Origin of the sequence: Comamonas sp. Z3 (genome assembly GCF_008121565.1) — a bacterium.
Classification (GTDB): Bacteria; Pseudomonadota; Gammaproteobacteria; order Burkholderiales; family Burkholderiaceae_C; genus Comamonas; species Comamonas brasiliensis.
This window is the reverse complement of the sequence record NZ_VOQU01000003.1, coordinates 55,012-70,122: the sequence shown is the minus strand read 5'-3', so window position 1 is coordinate 70,122 and position 15,111 is coordinate 55,012. Positions and strand designations below refer to the sequence as shown.

14 protein-coding genes are annotated in these 15,111 nt (G+C 64.2%); 11 read left to right on the top strand and 3 right to left on the bottom strand.

Features of this window, described 5'->3' with window-relative positions:
• Positions 1-161 precede the first annotated feature (161 nt).
• From FSY59_RS08875 to pyk, 4 genes are all read left to right on the top strand, one after another.
• Entirely contained in the window at positions 162-998 is an 837-nt protein-coding gene (locus FSY59_RS08875) for a sulfite exporter TauE/SafE family protein (protein WP_148728830.1), read from the top strand.
• A 27-nt stretch (positions 999-1,025) separates the two neighbouring features.
• Positions 1,026-2,435, top strand: coding sequence for an aminopeptidase P N-terminal domain-containing protein (locus FSY59_RS08870; RefSeq protein ID WP_043375761.1), 1,410 nt, complete (start codon positions 1,026-1,028; stop codon positions 2,433-2,435).
• Positions 2,436-2,457: 22 nt separating this feature from the next.
• The gene (locus FSY59_RS08865; RefSeq protein WP_043375759.1) at positions 2,458-3,237 is read left to right on the top strand and encodes a hypothetical protein; all 780 of its coding nucleotides are present in this window, start codon (positions 2,458-2,460) and stop codon (positions 3,235-3,237) included.
• Between the two features lie 318 nt (positions 3,238-3,555).
• Positions 3,556-4,992, top strand: coding sequence for a pyruvate kinase (gene pyk, locus FSY59_RS08860; protein WP_003060387.1), 1,437 nt, complete (start codon positions 3,556-3,558; stop codon positions 4,990-4,992).
• Between the two features lie 156 nt (positions 4,993-5,148).
• Here pyk and FSY59_RS08855 read toward each other — a convergent pair whose 3' ends face one another.
• The 3 genes from FSY59_RS08855 to FSY59_RS08845 all read right to left on the bottom strand — a co-directional run bounded on the left by FSY59_RS08855 (position 5,149) and on the right by FSY59_RS08845 (position 7,337).
• Entirely contained in the window at positions 5,149-5,724 is a 576-nt protein-coding gene (locus FSY59_RS08855; RefSeq protein WP_148728829.1) for a phosphatase PAP2 family protein, read from the bottom strand.
• Between the two features lie 26 nt (positions 5,725-5,750).
• Positions 5,751-6,506 carry a phosphatase PAP2 family protein gene (locus FSY59_RS08850; RefSeq protein ID WP_148728828.1) on the bottom strand — a complete coding sequence of 252 codons (756 nt, stop codon included), beginning with the start codon at positions 6,504-6,506 and terminating at the stop codon, positions 5,751-5,753.
• Between the two features lie 240 nt (positions 6,507-6,746).
• Positions 6,747-7,337: a phosphatase PAP2 family protein gene (locus FSY59_RS08845; RefSeq protein WP_003060394.1), complete on the bottom strand. Its 591-nt coding sequence runs from the start codon at positions 7,335-7,337 to the stop codon at positions 6,747-6,749.
• A gap of 155 nt (positions 7,338-7,492) precedes the next feature.
• Between FSY59_RS08845 and FSY59_RS08840 the strand changes: the two genes are divergently transcribed.
• The 7 genes from FSY59_RS08840 to FSY59_RS08810 all read left to right on the top strand — a co-directional run bounded on the left by FSY59_RS08840 (position 7,493) and on the right by FSY59_RS08810 (position 15,097).
• Complete coding sequence (locus FSY59_RS08840; protein ID WP_029158795.1) at positions 7,493-8,188, top strand: response regulator transcription factor; 696 nt, start codon at positions 7,493-7,495, stop codon at positions 8,186-8,188.
• Entirely contained in the window at positions 8,185-9,543 is a 1,359-nt protein-coding gene (locus tag FSY59_RS08835) for a two-component sensor histidine kinase (RefSeq protein ID WP_003060400.1), read from the top strand. Before FSY59_RS08840 ends, FSY59_RS08835 begins: the two co-directional genes overlap by 4 nt.
• Before the next feature lie 130 nt (positions 9,544-9,673).
• On the top strand, positions 9,674-10,738 hold the full coding sequence (gene fba, locus FSY59_RS08830; RefSeq protein WP_003060402.1) for a class II fructose-bisphosphate aldolase: 1,065 nt from the start codon (positions 9,674-9,676) through the stop codon (positions 10,736-10,738).
• A 213-nt stretch (positions 10,739-10,951) separates the two neighbouring features.
• Positions 10,952-12,628 carry a long-chain-fatty-acid--CoA ligase gene (locus FSY59_RS08825; protein ID WP_148728827.1) on the top strand — a complete coding sequence of 559 codons (1,677 nt, stop codon included), beginning with the start codon at positions 10,952-10,954 and terminating at the stop codon, positions 12,626-12,628.
• Positions 12,629-12,864: 236 nt separating this feature from the next.
• Entirely contained in the window at positions 12,865-13,398 is a 534-nt protein-coding gene (locus FSY59_RS08820; RefSeq protein ID WP_003060408.1) for a cupin domain-containing protein, read from the top strand.
• Positions 13,399-13,406: 8 nt separating this feature from the next.
• Positions 13,407-14,285, top strand: a complete 879-nt coding sequence (locus FSY59_RS08815) for an alpha/beta fold hydrolase (protein WP_003060410.1) — start codon at positions 13,407-13,409, stop codon at positions 14,283-14,285.
• 5 nt (positions 14,286-14,290) lie between these two features.
• Positions 14,291-15,097 (top strand): IclR family transcriptional regulator, encoded by an 807-nt coding sequence (locus tag FSY59_RS08810; RefSeq protein WP_003060412.1) that lies wholly within the window; start codon positions 14,291-14,293, stop codon positions 15,095-15,097.
• The last annotated feature ends 14 nt before the right edge of the window (positions 15,098-15,111 follow it).

Here is a 15,111-nt window from a genome sequence, read left to right as displayed (position 1 = left end):
GCACGGGCTTGGCACTGATGCCTGCGTCAACTGCGCTGCAGCGCCAGATTATTTGTCATCGCAAGTTCATCGCCAGCGTCTGCTAAGCTCCTTCGCTCTTCAGACAGGCACTACCGGATGCATCTTTGCGCATTCTCCTGGGGCCGTCATCGGATGAGTGCATGCAAATCGTTTTCTTCATGGCTCTGGTGGGGCTGGCCGCGTTCTGTCAGAACCTCACGGGCTTCGCGTTCGGGCTGATCCTTGTGGGCGTCGCAGGCGCCACGGGCCTGATGAATATTGCCGATGCGGCCAATGTGGCCTGTCTGCTGTCCATCATCAACGGCGTCAGCTATATGCGCGCCTACCGCTTCGAGCCTGACTGGGCCATGCTCAAGCCCATGCTCATCAGCAGCGTGCTGGGCGTGGTCGGCGGGGTGCTGCTGCTGCACTGGCTCAGCGGCAATACGCTCAATGGCCTGCGCATGCTGCTGGGACTGGTGATCGTGCTTTGCGCCATGCTGCTGCTGATGCAGAAGAAGGCGCTGGACCGGCCTTCGGGCCCTGCTTCCCTCTGGGTGGCCGGCGTGTCGTCGGGTCTGCTCGGTGGTTTGTTTGCCACGCCCGGCCCGCCCATGGTCTATCACCTCTACCGCCAGCCGCTGGATCGCCTGCTGGTGCGCCACTGCCTGTTTGCCATGTTTGTCTCCTGCTCCTTGCTGCGCGCTGCCATGGTGGCGGTGGAGGGCCAGCTGAACTGGGCCGTCATGGGCTGGACGGCGCTGGCTTTTCCTGTCGTCACGGGCGTGACCTGGTGGAGTGTCAGACATCCGCCTGCCTGGCCCAGAAGACTGGTGGAATGGCTGGTCTGCGGTCTGCTGATCCTGTCGGGCGCAAGCCTGCTCTGGTCGGGTTGGCGCGCGAGCCAGCCCGAGGCCCTGGTGCCCGACGATGCGACGGCGCTGCTGATGACCCCGCTTTGGGGCGGTGCGGAAACAGGGCTGTGTCGAAATAGCTGACATCTGCAGATGTAAGCTGATGTACAGATGTCCGGCCAGCATTACGATATGCCCATGACTTCTGTATATGCCCAACGCCGCGCACGCTTGGCCGCCCAGTTGGGCGACGGCGGTGTCGCCATCATTCCCACGGCTCCCGAGCTGCATCGCAACCGCGATACCGAGTATCTGTACCGCCACGACAGCTATTTCTACTACCTCACGGGCTTTTCCGAGCCCAATGCCTGCCTGGTGCTGACCAGCGATGGCAAGAGCGTGCTGTTCTGCCAGCCCAAGGATCTGGAGCGCGAGGTCTGGACCGGCTATCGCCTCGGCCCCGAGGCGGCCAAGGCCAAGCTGGGCGTGGCTCAGGCCTTCTCCAGCGACGAGATCGATTCCCGCCTGCCGCGCCTGCTGGAAAACCGCGAGCGTGTCTGGTTCCCCTTCGCCACGCACAAGGGCCTGGCCGAACAGGTCGAAGGCTGGCTGGGTCAGGTGCGCGCCCGCTCGCGCTTTGGCGTGATCTGCCCCACGCAGCAGGGCGATGCCTGTGCGCTGCTGGACGAGATGCGTCTGGTCAAGGACGCGCACGAGCAGGACATCATGCGCCGTGCCGCGCAGATCAGTGCCCAGGCCCATGTGCGCGCCATGCAGCGCTCGGCCCGCATGCTGCGCAATGGCGAGGAGGTGCGCGAATACCATCTGGACGCCGAGCTGCTGCACGAGTTCCGCCAGCATGGCTCGCAGTACGTGGCCTATGGCTCCATCGTGGCTGCCGGCGCCAATGCCTGCGTGCTGCACTATCAGGCCGACAAGGCGCCGGTACGCGCGGGCGAGCTGGTGCTCATCGATGCAGGCTGCGAGCTGGATGGCTACGCCAGCGACATCACGCGCACTTTCCCGGCCGACGGCAAGTTCAGCGGGGCGCAGCGCGCGCTGTACGAGCTGGTGCTGGCCAGCCAGGAGGCTGCGGTTGCCGTCACCAGGGCCGGCAAGCGTTTCAACGACCCGCATGACGCCACCGTGGCCGTGCTGGCCCAGGGCATGCTGGACCTCGGGCTGCTGGACCGTACCAAGTACGGCACGGCCGAGGATGTGATCGAGTCGCGCGCCTACTTCCAGTTCTATATGCACCGCACCGGCCACTGGCTGGGCATGGATGTGCATGACTGTGGCAGCTATGTGGAGCCCAGCGAGCTGGGCGTGGTCAGTGAGCGCAAGGACCCGATCTCGGGCGAAACCATTGCCAATCGCCCCAGCCGCATCCTGCGCCCCGGCATGGTCACGACGATAGAGCCGGGCATCTATGTGCGACCGGCACCCGGCGTGCCCGAGAGGTTCCACAACATCGGTATCCGCATCGAGGACGATGCCATCGTCACCGAGACCGGCTGCGAGCTCATCACCCGCGGCGTGCCCGTCAAGCCCGACGAGATCGAAGCTCTGATGCGTGATTGAGCGACGGGCGCCAGAGTTCAGCATGCCGCAGACCTTCAATCACCTGTCCCATGGCGCTGCAGTCAGGCCTCTGCCCGCCGCGCGCATGGGCTTGCTGCTGTGGCTGCTGGGTCTGCCCGGGGTGGTGGCGCTGGCCTGGACGGTGCCGCCGGCCTGGCTGGGCTTTCTGACCGGAGACGGTCTGGAGGTCGCGGGCAGCTGGGCCGTGACGGCAGGGCTGAGCGCCCTGCTGGCGCTGAGCGTGTGCCTCGGGGTCCGGCTGGGCCCGAAGCTGGGCCTGAGTGCGCCCTTGATCCATGCCCTGGCAGAGGGGCGCGTGCCCTGGCGCGGCATTCGTGTGCTGAGCCTGCCCGGCGTGGCAGGCGGCGTGATCGGCGCGGCCTGGCTGGTGACGCTGGCCGTGGTCTGGCCCGAAAGCATGCCTTTCGTGGACCCGGTCTACGGCCTGCCGCTATGGCCCAAGCTGCTCTATGGTGCGATCACCGAAGAGCTGCTGCTGAGGCTGGGCATGCTGACGGGCGTGATGTGGCTGCTGTGGCTGCTCTTCGGCAGCTCCAGGCAGCGCCCGGACTGGCGGCTGGGCTGGTCGGCCATCGCGCTGGCTGCCCTGCTGTCGGGCTGCATTCCGGTGTTTCTGAACTGGGGCGTGGTCGGCGAGCTGCCGGCGCCTGCCGTGCTGCAGCTGCTGATGTGCGAAAGTGTCTATGGGCTGCTGGCCGGCATCATGTTCTGGCGCTACGGGCTTGAGGCCGCCATGCTCACGCATGTGGTGACCTATCTGCTCTCGCACGGCCTGATCTGAGGGCAGCACGCCAGCACATTTGAACCTGCCGGGCAAAACTGTTTCGACGCGCTCATTGATGCGCTGCACAAGGCCTGTCGGTTCCGGCGCAAGTTTCCCTCTTATGCTTCCGAATCAGTAGCTGCAAGCACTTGAAATATCGACATTTCCTGCATTATTTAATCTGATTTCGAGAATGGACAGGCGCAAGCAGCTACTGTTTTTTCTGTTCTGCGGCTCGCTGTCCTGGTGCTGCAGCACTGTGCAAGATGCAGTCATGTAACCGCATTCGTGCCAGAATTGAAACCCGATTACATTCCATCGCGAGAGAGACATTTCATGCAAGTGAGTCGTGCTACCAAGATCGTCGCCACACTGGGCCCCGCTTCCAGCGATCCGCAACTGCTTGAACAAATGGTGCGCGAAGGCGTGAACGTCGTGCGCCTGAACTTCAGCCATGGCAAGGCGCAAGACCATATCGACCGTGCCACCATGGTGCGCGAGGCCGCCCAGCGCGCGGGCCGCGAAGTGGCCATCATGGCCGACCTGCAGGGTCCCAAGATCCGCGTCGGCAAGTTTGCCGAGGGCAAGGTCATGCTCGAGCCCGGCGAGCGTTTCGTGCTGGATGCGTCGCGCACCGAACTGGGCGACATCAACGGCGTGGGCCTGGATTACAAGGAGCTGCCCCGTGATGTGAAGGCCGGCGACGTGCTGCTGCTCAACGACGGCCTGATCGTGCTGACCGTGGACGCCGTGCGCGGTGAAGAGGTGCACACCATCGTCAAGCTGGGCGGCGAGCTGTCCAACAACAAGGGCATCAACAAGCAAGGCGGCGGCCTGACGGCTCCCGCGCTGACCGCCAAGGACATGGAAGACATCAAGACCGCGATGTCCTTCCAGGCCGACTATGTGGCCGTGAGCTTCCCCAAGAACGCCACCGACATGGAAATGGCGCGCCAGCTGTGCAATGTGGCCGCTGCCCAGTACGGCCACAAGCCCGGCCTGATCGCCAAGATCGAGCGCGCCGAAGCCATTCCGCGCCTGGAAGAGATTCTCAAGGTCTCCGACGGCATCATGGTCGCCCGTGGCGATCTGGCCGTGGAAGTGGGCAATGCCGCCGTGCCCGCGCTGCAAAAGAAGATGATCCGCATGGCGCGCGACATGGACAAGGTGGTGATCACTGCGACCCAGATGATGGAGTCCATGATCACCAACCCCGTGCCCACCCGTGCCGAAGTGAGCGACGTGGCCAATGCCGTGCTGGACGGCACCGATGCCGTGATGCTCAGCGCCGAAACCGCTGCCGGCAAGTACCCGCTGGAGACCGTGCGTGAAATGGCGGCCATCTGCGCCGCTGCGGAAGCGGCCGAAGACCGCGTCAAGGACGCCGACTTCAGCAACAGCCAGTTCAAGCGTACCGACCAGGCCATCGCCATCGGCGCGCTGTTCACCGCGCATCACCTGGGTGCCAAGGCCATCGTGGCGCTGACGGACTCCGGCTCGACCGCGCTGTGGATGAGCCGTCATCGCATCCATATCCCCATCTACGCGCTGACGCCCAAGCTGGCCACGCAGCGCAAGATGGCGCTGTACCGCAACGTGCGTCCTCTGCTGATGGACACCAGCGCCGAGCGCGACATGGCGCTGGACCAGGCCAAGGGTCACTTGCTGGCCCGCGGCATCGTGCAGTCCGGCGATGTCTACGCCATCACCTGCGGCGAGCCCATGGGCCAGCCAGGCGGTACCAATATGCTCAAGATTTGCAGGGTGGAGTGAGCCCCCTGAGCGGCTATGCCGCTTCCCCCCGAGGGGGACGGCATCTTCGCTGCGAGGCGGCTCTTGCTCGATGCCTCTGACTTGAAGCATGCCTCATCAAAAAAGCTGCCAGTGCTTATGAATAAAGCGCTGGCAGCTTTGTTTTTGTAGCGTGCATCAGGCGATCCGGGGCTGCAGGCGGCGCTTGAGCTGTTTGCGACGCCGGGCTTGCTGGATCTGCAGGGCGCTGCGCCAGACCAGCACGGCGCTGGCGGTACCGACCAGCATGCCGGCCAGAATATCTGAGGGGAAATGCACGCCCAGCACCACGCGGCTGAGTGCCACGCTGGTGGCGAGAAACCATGCGACGACAACCAGCCAGCGCTGGTGTCTGCCCACGCCCAGATGGATGCCCTGCGCCAGGGCAAAGGCGCCGGCGGCATGCATGCTGGGAAAGCTGGCGCTGGCCCCATGCGCTATCCACTGCATGCCCAGGCTCAGCTGCGCCGGCCTGGGCATGGGCAGGCCCCAGCGAATCAGACGGCAGGCCACCCAGGCGCAGGCCATGGACAGCAGGGCCAGCTGCAGGCTGCGCCGCCAGCCTTTGCCAAGCGCCAGCATGGCGGCGATCACGGGCAGGGCACAGAGTCCGGGTAGCCCGGCGGAGGCAAAGCGCGAGGCCTGGATCCACCACAGCGGGCTCTGGGTGTTGGCATTCAGAAATTGAAAGACAGGGGCATCGAAGAACAGCATGAATGACCTTTGCGTGTGCGCAGCGCCTAGTCCGAGGCAAGCAGCTCGTCAGGAGACAGGGCCGCATCCGCAGGTGGCTGGTGCGCCAGGCGACGGGTGGTGAACAGATCGCACAAGCCGCTGGCCGCCCAGCACAGCCAGGCGGTCCACAGGGTGTGGCTCATGAAGTGGGCGCCGCGCATCTGCTGCGCCAGGCCCAGGGCAAAACCGGCTACCAGAGCTGCGGCCAGCCACAGGCGTGCTGCGCGCGACAGATCGTGGCGCAGCGCAAAGTAGCCGCTGATGAAGGCAAAGCCCGCCGAGGCGTGGCCGGCCGGAAAGCAGTGGCCGCTGCCGCCATCCGTGACGCCCCAGGCCCAGTGCGAGACATAGTGGCCCACGCCGCCGAAGTCGGCGATGTCCCAGGGGCAGCTCGTGGCGCTGATGCGCTTCATGACGGCCATGATGACCAGCGACAGCAGTGCACCGACGACCAGCTGTATGCGCCGTGCATAGGGAAGCTGGCGCATCCAGCCGGCGGGCCACCAGATCATCAGGCTCAGTCCCATCACGATGATCCAGGCCAGCTTGCGCGCGCCTTCATGGGCAATATTGACCATGAACCAGTCGTTTTGCAGCGCAAAGCCCTGGCTGCTGCCAAACCAGTGCGCCATGGCCATGTCCAGGCCGCTCATGTCCCAGGCCAGTACGCAGGCCAGGGCGACGACGGTCCAGCTCAGCAGGGCCGGGGCGGAGGCTTGGTGAAGAAAAGGGAGAGGGAGCGAGGGGGCGGACGACTTCATGGCCGCCACGATAGAAAGCGCTTCTTAACAAGCGCTTAAGAACGTGCTCACGATCTCCTCGCGCCGCGACAGAGGCTTTGCGGGATGGGATGCAAGGGGGAGGGGCCCCGCGCGCGATACCGCAGCAATAGCCGTGCTATTGCGAGGATTCGCGCGGCCGGCGAGGCATCGCTTCGAACTCATCCCGATTGCGCTCCAACGCGGCTGCGTAGAGATCGCAGACATGTTCTGAGGTCTTGCTCAGCCCTGGGCCGTCCATGCGCTGCGCAGGCGTTTGAGATGCGGCACGACGCGCAGATGGCGGCGGCGGCGCAGCCGCGAGGCGATATTCCAGACGATGACGGCGCCGCTGATGCCTACCAGCGCGCCGGCCAGCAGGTCGGAGGCAAAGTGCACGCCCAGATGGACGCGGCTCCAGGCAATGCCGATGGCCGCCAGCCAGGCCAGCCAGACCAGCGGCTTGCGATGGCGGGTCGTACCCAGGCTGATGGCCATGGCCAGGGCAAAGGCACCGCTGGCATGCAGGCTGGGAAAGCCCGCACGTCCGCCATGCTGAATCCATAGCGTGCCCAGATTGAGCTGGAACGGGCGCGGCGCCGGAAAGCCCCAGCGTATGAGTCTGGCGATCAGCCAGGCCGTCGCCATGGACAGCAGCAGCATCAGCATGGTGCGGCGTGTTGCCGGTGAGCCGAACACCAGGGCCAGCAGGACCAGAACGCCGCTCAGATTGGGCAACCAGGCCGAGAGCGAACGTGCCAGCTGGATGCTGAACCAGTGCGTCTGGGCATCGGCATTGAACAGCGCAAACAGAAACGGATCGAAGAAGAACATGAAGGCGCTGCGGCGGATTGCGGCAATGAAAGGTGGCCGATGTTAAGGCGAAATCCGGGCTTGCGGATGTCAAGTCCATGCGGGAGCAGGGGAAGCGGGCTCCGGCGTTGACCGGCCAGTTGAGCGGATTCGGCATTGGCCCGCACAATGCGGTCATGCGAATTCTGGTGGTCGAAGACAACGAAGGCATTGCAGCAGGGCTGCGAGCCAATCTCATGCAGCGCAGCTATGCGGTGGATGTGTGCGCCAGCGTGGCCGAGGCTTGGCATGCCCTGAGCACCGAGCGCTTCGATGCCGTGCTGCTGGACCTGGGGCTGTCCGATGGCGATGGCAGCGAGGTGGTGCGTCGCCTGCGCCTGCAGACCGGCCGGCCCGGTGTGCCGCAGCTGCCCGATCCGGCAACACCGGTGCTGATTCTCACGGCACGCGATCAGGTACAGGATAGGGTGGCGGGGCTCAATCTGGGTGCCGATGATTACCTGGTCAAGCCCTTTGACATGGACGAGCTGGAGGCCCGTTTGCGCGCCATGATGCGCCGCGCCGCCGGTCAGGCATCGCCGGTGATCCGCCATGCGGATCTGGAGGTGGACCCGGCAGCGCGCACCATCAGGCAGGCAGGGCAGAAGGTGGAGGTTTCACCGCGCGAGTTCGCCGTGCTCTGGGCCTTGCTGCTGGCACGCGGGCGCGTGCTGTCGCGCCCGCAGATCGAAGAGCACCTCTACAGCTGGGGCGATACGGTGGAGAGCAATGCCGTGGAGGTCTATGTCCACCATCTGCGCAAGAAGCTGGGCCAGAAGATCATTGTGACCATGCGCGGCGTGGGCTACTTCATGCCGCAGGAGCAGGAATGACGACCCTTGCATCGACCGGCAAGCGCCGCAGCTCGCTGCAGCTGAATTTGCTGGCCTGGATGCTGGGGGGACTGGTGCTGGTCTGGTGCAGCTTCGTCATCTGGGGCTATCAGACCGGAGTCCACGAGGCCGACGAGCTGACCGACGGGCATCTGGCTGGAGTGGCCGCGCTGACCTTGAACTGGCATGTGCAGGACGATGTGCCGGCCGGGGAGGCCACGGCGGTCCAGCCGCCTGCAGGCCTGCACGCCCACGACTATCAGGAGTCGCTGAGCGTGGTGCTCTGGAATGCGCAAGGTCTGCTGATCTCGCGCACCGGTCAGGCGCCCTTGCCGGACTTCGACATCGAACAGGGCTTTGCCACGATTGGCGTGCATGAACGCCAGGCCTGGCGCAGCTACACGCAGTGGAGCCATGACAGGACAGCCAAGGTCACGGTGATGATTGACCTGGCCGAACGCGACAGTCTGGCAGACGATATCGCCATGCAGATGATAGAGCCGGGCTTCTGGCTGCTGCCCGTGATCGTGATTGCGCTGGGCGTGGCCATGCGCCGCGGCATGCGCCCGCTCAATCAGCTCACGCAGCGCGTGGAGGCGCTGGATCTGAGCCGCGACCAGCGGCTCTCCGATGCCCATGTGCCGCGCGAGCTCGCGCCCATGGTCAGCTCCATCAACACCTTGCTCGACCGCCAGCAGGAGGCGCTGGAGCGCGAGCGCAATCTGGCCAACGAAGTGGCCCATGAGCTGCGCACGCCGCTGGCCTCCATCGCTCTTCAGGCCCAGGCGCTGAAGTCGCCGGCGCAGACCGACAGCGCAACCCTGCAGGCCGCGCTGCAGCGCATAGGCCGGGACGCCCTGCATGCCGGCCATGTGCTCGATCAGCTGCTGACCCTGGCCAGGGCCGGGCGCGGCATGCTGGATGCGCCTTTGCAGACCGTGAACTGGGCCGATGTGGCGCGCAATGTGGCGGCGGCGCAGGCTCAGCATGCCTGGCAGCGCGAGGACATGATTTCCGTGGACGCCCCGCAGGAGCTGCCTGTGCGCGGCAATGCGCTGCTGCTCGATTCGGCGCTGCGCAATCTGGTCGAGAACGCCGTGCGCCATACGCCGGCGGGCACGCAGATCGAGGTGCAGGCCGGCCTCGATTCGACCCGGGCGCTGGCCTGGGTGCAGGTCTGCGACGATGGACGGCGCGATGCGGCGCCGGCCCATGTGCCGCCCGCGGACAGTCTGCACCTGGGCCATGAAATCGTCAGCCGCGTCATGCAGGCCCATGGCGGCAGCTTCACGGTGGCCGAGGCACCACAAGGCTTCACCACCTGCTATCGCATGGAAATACCGCTAGCCGGTTAAAATAACCGGTTACTAAGCGGTTACCGAAGCGTGGCCGCTGGTCTTTCCCCGGGCCACAGCTGTCGTGCGGCGCACTGCAGTGATTCATCGCCGGGGGCGTTGCCTCTCAAAACTTTGAACGGAACCCACCATGCCTTTGATCTCGATGCGCGAAATGCTGGACCATGCTGCTGAAAACGGCTATGGCATCCCCGCCTTCAACGTGAACAACCTGGAACAGGTCCAGGCCGTGATGTCGGCGGCTGACGAAGTCGGCGCGCCCGTGATCCTGCAGGCCAGCGCTGGCGCCCGCAAGTACGCCGGTGAGCCCTTCATCAAGCACCTGATCCAGGCGGCCGCCGAGATGTATCCCCACATTCCCCTGGTGATGCACCAGGACCACGGCACCACGCCTGAAGTCTGCCAGGGCGCGCTGAACCTGGGCTTCGGCTCGGTGATGATGGACGGCTCGCTGATGAGCGACGGCAAGACGCCTTCGTCCTTTGACTACAACGTGGACGTGACCCAGAAGGTGGTGGCCATGGCCCACCAGATCGGCGCGACCGTGGAAGGCGAGCTGGGCTGCCTGGGCAACCTGGAAACCGGCGAAGCCGGCGAAGAAGACGGCATCGGCGCCGAAGGCAAGCTGGACCACAGCCAGATGCTGACCGACCCCGAAGAAGCTGCCGTGTTCGTCAAGGCCACCCAGCTGGACGCACTGGCGATCGCCATCGGCACCAGCCACGGCGCCTACAAGTTCAGCCGCAAGCCCACAGGCGACATCCTGGCCATCTCCCGCGTCAAGGAAATCCACGCCCGCATCCCCAACACCCACCTGGTGATGCATGGCTCCTCCTCCGTGCCTCAGGAACTGCTGGCCATCATCAACCAGTACGGCGGCAAGATGAAGGAAACCTACGGCGTGCCCGTGGAAGAAATCCAGGAAGCCATCAAGTACGGCGTGCGCAAGATCAATATCGACACCGACATCCGTCTGGCGATGACCGGCGCGGTGCGCAAGTTCCTGGCCGAGAACCCCGACAAATTCGACGCCCGCGAATGGCTCAAGCCTGCTCGCGAAGCGGCCAAGCAAGTCTGCAAGGCCCGCTACATCGAGTTCGGCTGCGAAGGCCAGGGCGCCAAGATCAAGGGCTACAGCCTGGAGCAAATGGCCAAGAGGTACGCCGCCGGCGATCTGGCCCAGTTGGTCAAGTAAACTCAAGTTTGATAGCTTTCAGCGCTTTACCAGTAAGCGCTGAAAGCTGAAAACACTCAAAGCCCGCAGTCTTTTGCCTGCGGGCTTTTTTCATGGGGTTTGACTTCTGTTACCAAGGTGTCCCCGCTTGTTTCCTAGGGTTACTACAGTATCGAACGACCGTGCTTTTTATCACAATGGCCGGATCAGACGATAAGACACGGAGACAGAAGAATGAGTGACCGTCCTTGGCTGAATGCATATCCAGAGGGAGTTCCTGCGGACATTGACGCGTCCCGGTATCCATCGCTGGTGGCCTTGATGGAGGAGGCATTTGCCAAGCATGCCGACAAGGTGGCCTATTCCTTCATGGGCAAGGAGCTGACCTTCGCCCAGGTCGATGCCCAGAGCAAGGTCTTTGCCGCCTATCTGCAAAGCCTGGGGCTGCAGCGCGGCGACCGCGTGGCGCTGATGATGCCCAATATTCCCCAGTACCCGGTGGCGGTGGCCGGGGTGCTGCGTGCCGGCTATGTGCTGGTCAACGTCAACCCGCTCTACACGGCACGCGAGCTCGAGCATCAGCTCAAGGACTCGGGCGCCAAGGCCATCGTCATCATCGAGAACTTCGCCAGGACGCTGCAGGATGGCATGCATGGCAGCGCCGTGCAGCATATCGTGCTCTGCGCCATGGGCGACGAGCTGGGCCTTTTGAAGGGCATGCTGGTCAATTACGTGGTGCGCTCCGTCAAGAAGCTGGTGCCGGCCTTCAGCCTGCCCGGTGCCGTGCGCTTCAACGATGCGCTGGCCAAGGGGCGTGGCGCCAGCCTGAAGGCGCCGGTGCTCAAGGCCGACGACATGGCGCTGCTGCAGTACACGGGCGGCACCACGGGCGTGAGCAAGGGTGCCGTGCTGCTGCACAGGAACATCATTGCCAATGTGCTGCAGTCCGAAGCCTGGAACGAGCCCGCCATGAAGAAGGTGCCGGCAGGCGAGCAGCCCACCAGCATCTGCGCGCTGCCGCTCTATCACATCTTCGCGTTCACGGTGAACATGATGCTGGCCATGCGTACCGGCGGCAAGACCGTGCTGATCCCCAATCCGCGCGATCTCAAGGCCACGCTCAAGGAGCTGTCCAGGCACCGTTTCCACAGCTTTCCGGCCGTGAACACCTTGTTCAACGGGCTGGCCAACCACCCCGACTTCGACACCGTGGACTGGAGCCATCTCAAGGTGTCGGTGGGCGGCGGCATGGCCGTGCAGAGCGCCGTGGCCGAGTTGTGGCTCAAGAAGACCGGCTGCCCCATCTGCGAGGGCTACGGCCTCTCGGAAACCAGTCCCTCGGTGACCTGCAACCCGGTCACGGCCACGGCTTACTCGGGCACCATAGGCGTGCCCCTGCCCAGCACCTATGTGAAGCTGGTCGGCAACGATGGCCGGGATGTGAACGAACTCGGCCAGCCCGGCGAAGTCGCGGTGCTGGGCCCGCAGGTCATGGCCGGCTACTGGCAGCGTCCCGACGAAACCGCCAAGGTCATGACAGCGGACGGCTACTTCCTGACCGGTGACATCGGCACCATGGACGAGCGCGGCTTTGTGAAGATCGTGGATCGTAAAAAGGACATGGTCATCGTCAGCGGCTTCAACGTCTATCCCAACGAGGTGGAGGACGTGGTCTCCAACTGTCCCGGCGTGCTCGAGTGCGCGGTGGTCGGTGTGCCCGACGAGAAGTCCGGCGAGGCCATCAAGCTCATCGTCGTCAAAAAGGATCCGGCATTGACCGAGCAGGCCATCCGCGATTACTGCCAAGCCAATCTGACCGGCTACAAGCGTCCGCGCCACATCGTCTTCCGCGCCGATCTGCCCAAGACACCCGTGGGCAAGATCCTGCGCAGGGAGCTGCGCGACGCCTGAGAGTTTTCATCTTGTCCTTCAAGGCGAGTTCACAGGAGCGCTTGGCGCTCCTTTTTTGCGTCTGAAATCTGGCGTTTGCCTCGATGAAAAGGCGACAAGACCTCGCTGGCAAAGAAATGTGCTTGTTGCGATCAGGCAAGTCTTCTTATAATTGTTTCGCCAAATGAACCTGGTTTTATTAGTAAAACAAAAAGCAGATCGCTTTTTGTGTTCACCAACGGTTTCAGGAGAGACATATGAGCGATATCGCACAGGACAACAATGCCCGCACTTGGGATCGCCCCGAGGGCTCCAGCTTTGAAGACTGGATGAACACACGCATTGCGCGTTTTGCCACGCGCAAGTACGACTTCGATGCCCTGAAGTTCCAGGCCGATTTCGACCCCAAGTACCGCCGCGGCCAGATGCGCTACATCGGCACCGGCGGCACGGGTGTGGCCTCCGACAGCAACACCATTCCGTCGGAGAACTTCACCTTCTCCACCATGGTGATTCCTGCCGGCCATGAAGGCCCTTCGCATCTGCACACCGATGTCGAAGAGGTGTTCTTCGTGATGCGCGGCAAGCTCAAGCTGGTGCTGGAAAAGGATGGCGAGCGTTTCGAGACCATCCTGACCGATCGCGATGTGGTGTCGGTGCCGCCCGGCGTCTACCGCGAAGAGATCAACGTCGGTGACGAAGATGCGCTGATGTGCGTGATGCTGGGCGCCAAGAAACCCGTCACGCCGACCTATCCGCCAGAGCATCCTCTGGCCAAGATCAAGCGCTGAGCTTCGTCATGCACGAGGATTTGCTGTCGCCGAAGCTGCAGCTGCTGCAGACCGGATTTCCCGAGCGACTGGTAAAGCTCCCGCAGAACGCTCAGGTTGCCTGGCGCGAGGCTGGCGATGCCAGCTCCGATTTTGCGGTGGTGCTGCTGCATGGCATCAGCTCCGGGGCTGCCTCCTGGCTGGATGTGGCGCTGCAGCTGGGTGACAAGGCGCGCGTTCTGGCCTGGGATGCACCCGGCTATGGCGTGTCGACGCCGCTGGCGCCAGCCGCGCCTGCCGATGCCGACTATGCGCAGGCGCTGGCCCAGTCACTGCTGGTGCTGGGCGTGCGGCGCTGTCTGCTGGTCGGCCATTCCCTGGGCGCCCTGATGGCTGCCAGGCTGGCAGTCACGGCGGCCCCCGGACTGGTCGAGCAACTGGTGTTCATCAGCCCGGCCGGCGGTTACGGCGCAGCGGCCAAGGCCGAGCAGCAAGCCAAGGTGCGCGAAGGACGTCTGGCTGCGCTGGCCGAGAAAGGTGTCGCCGGCCTGGCGGCCGTCATCGACCAGCGTCTGGTGTCTTCCGAAGCCCCTGAAGCCGTGCGTGCATGGGTGCGCTGGAATACGGCGCGCATGCAGCCGCAGGGCTATGCGCAGGCGGTCGAGCTGCTCTGCGGCAGTGATCTGGCGCAGGCACAGGGCAGGCTGGGCATGCCGGTTCAGGTCTGGGTCGGCGAGCACGATGTGGTGACTCCGCCTGCAGCTTGCAAAGCCTGGTCCGAGTTGCTGGGCGCGCACTACGGTACGCTTGCGGCTGCCGGTCATGCTTCACCCGTGGAACAACCTGTGGAGGTTGCGCATAGGCTGGCATCTTTGTTGAACCAAAGTTATTTGCCCAACACCAGCTGATTGCCATGAGCGAAACCCCAGAGATTTCAACCAACGACCAAGACCGTTACACCGTGCCCGCCCTCGAGCGAGGACTGCGCCTGCTGGCCTGCTTTGGCCCGGAGCAACCTGTCTGGAGCGCGCCCGAGCTGGCGCGCAACCTCGAGCTGCCGCGTTCCACGGTGTTTCGGATGTTGACCACGCTTGAAAACTCGGGGTATCTGCAGCGCAGCGGTACCGAATACCGACTCGGTCTGGCCGTGCTGCGTCTGGGCTACGACTACCTGTCCACCCAGCCGCTGGCGCAACTGGCCGAGCCTGCTCTGCAGGCCTTGTGTGATGAGCTGGGCATGACCAGCAATCTTGCATTGCGTGACGGCACCTCCGTGGTCTATGTGGCACGCGTCACTCCGGCCGGAGCGTTCCAGGGCGCTGTGCGCGTGGGCTCGCGCTTGCCTGCACATGCGACGGTGCTGGGGCGAGCCCTGCTGCATGACATGGATGCCGCGCAACTGCGCTCGGTGTTTGGCGGCGAGGAATTGCCCCAGTTCTCCGAGAGCACGCCGCGCAACATCGACGAGCTGCTGGGCCTGCTGGCCCAGGACCGTGAGCGTGGCTACGCCATGGGCGAGGGCTTTTACGAGCCAGGTGTTTCCAGTATTGCAGCGCCGGTGCGCGCCGCAGACGGGCGGGTGGTTGCGGGACTGGCCATGGCCATTCCGTTTACCGAGCTGGTGCCCGAGAAAACCCAGCTCTGGGTGCAGAAGGTGCAAGAGGCGGCAGAAGCCCTGTCCGCTCATTTGCGCCAGCAGCACCCGGACCATTTGCGCTGACCCCGATCACGCCG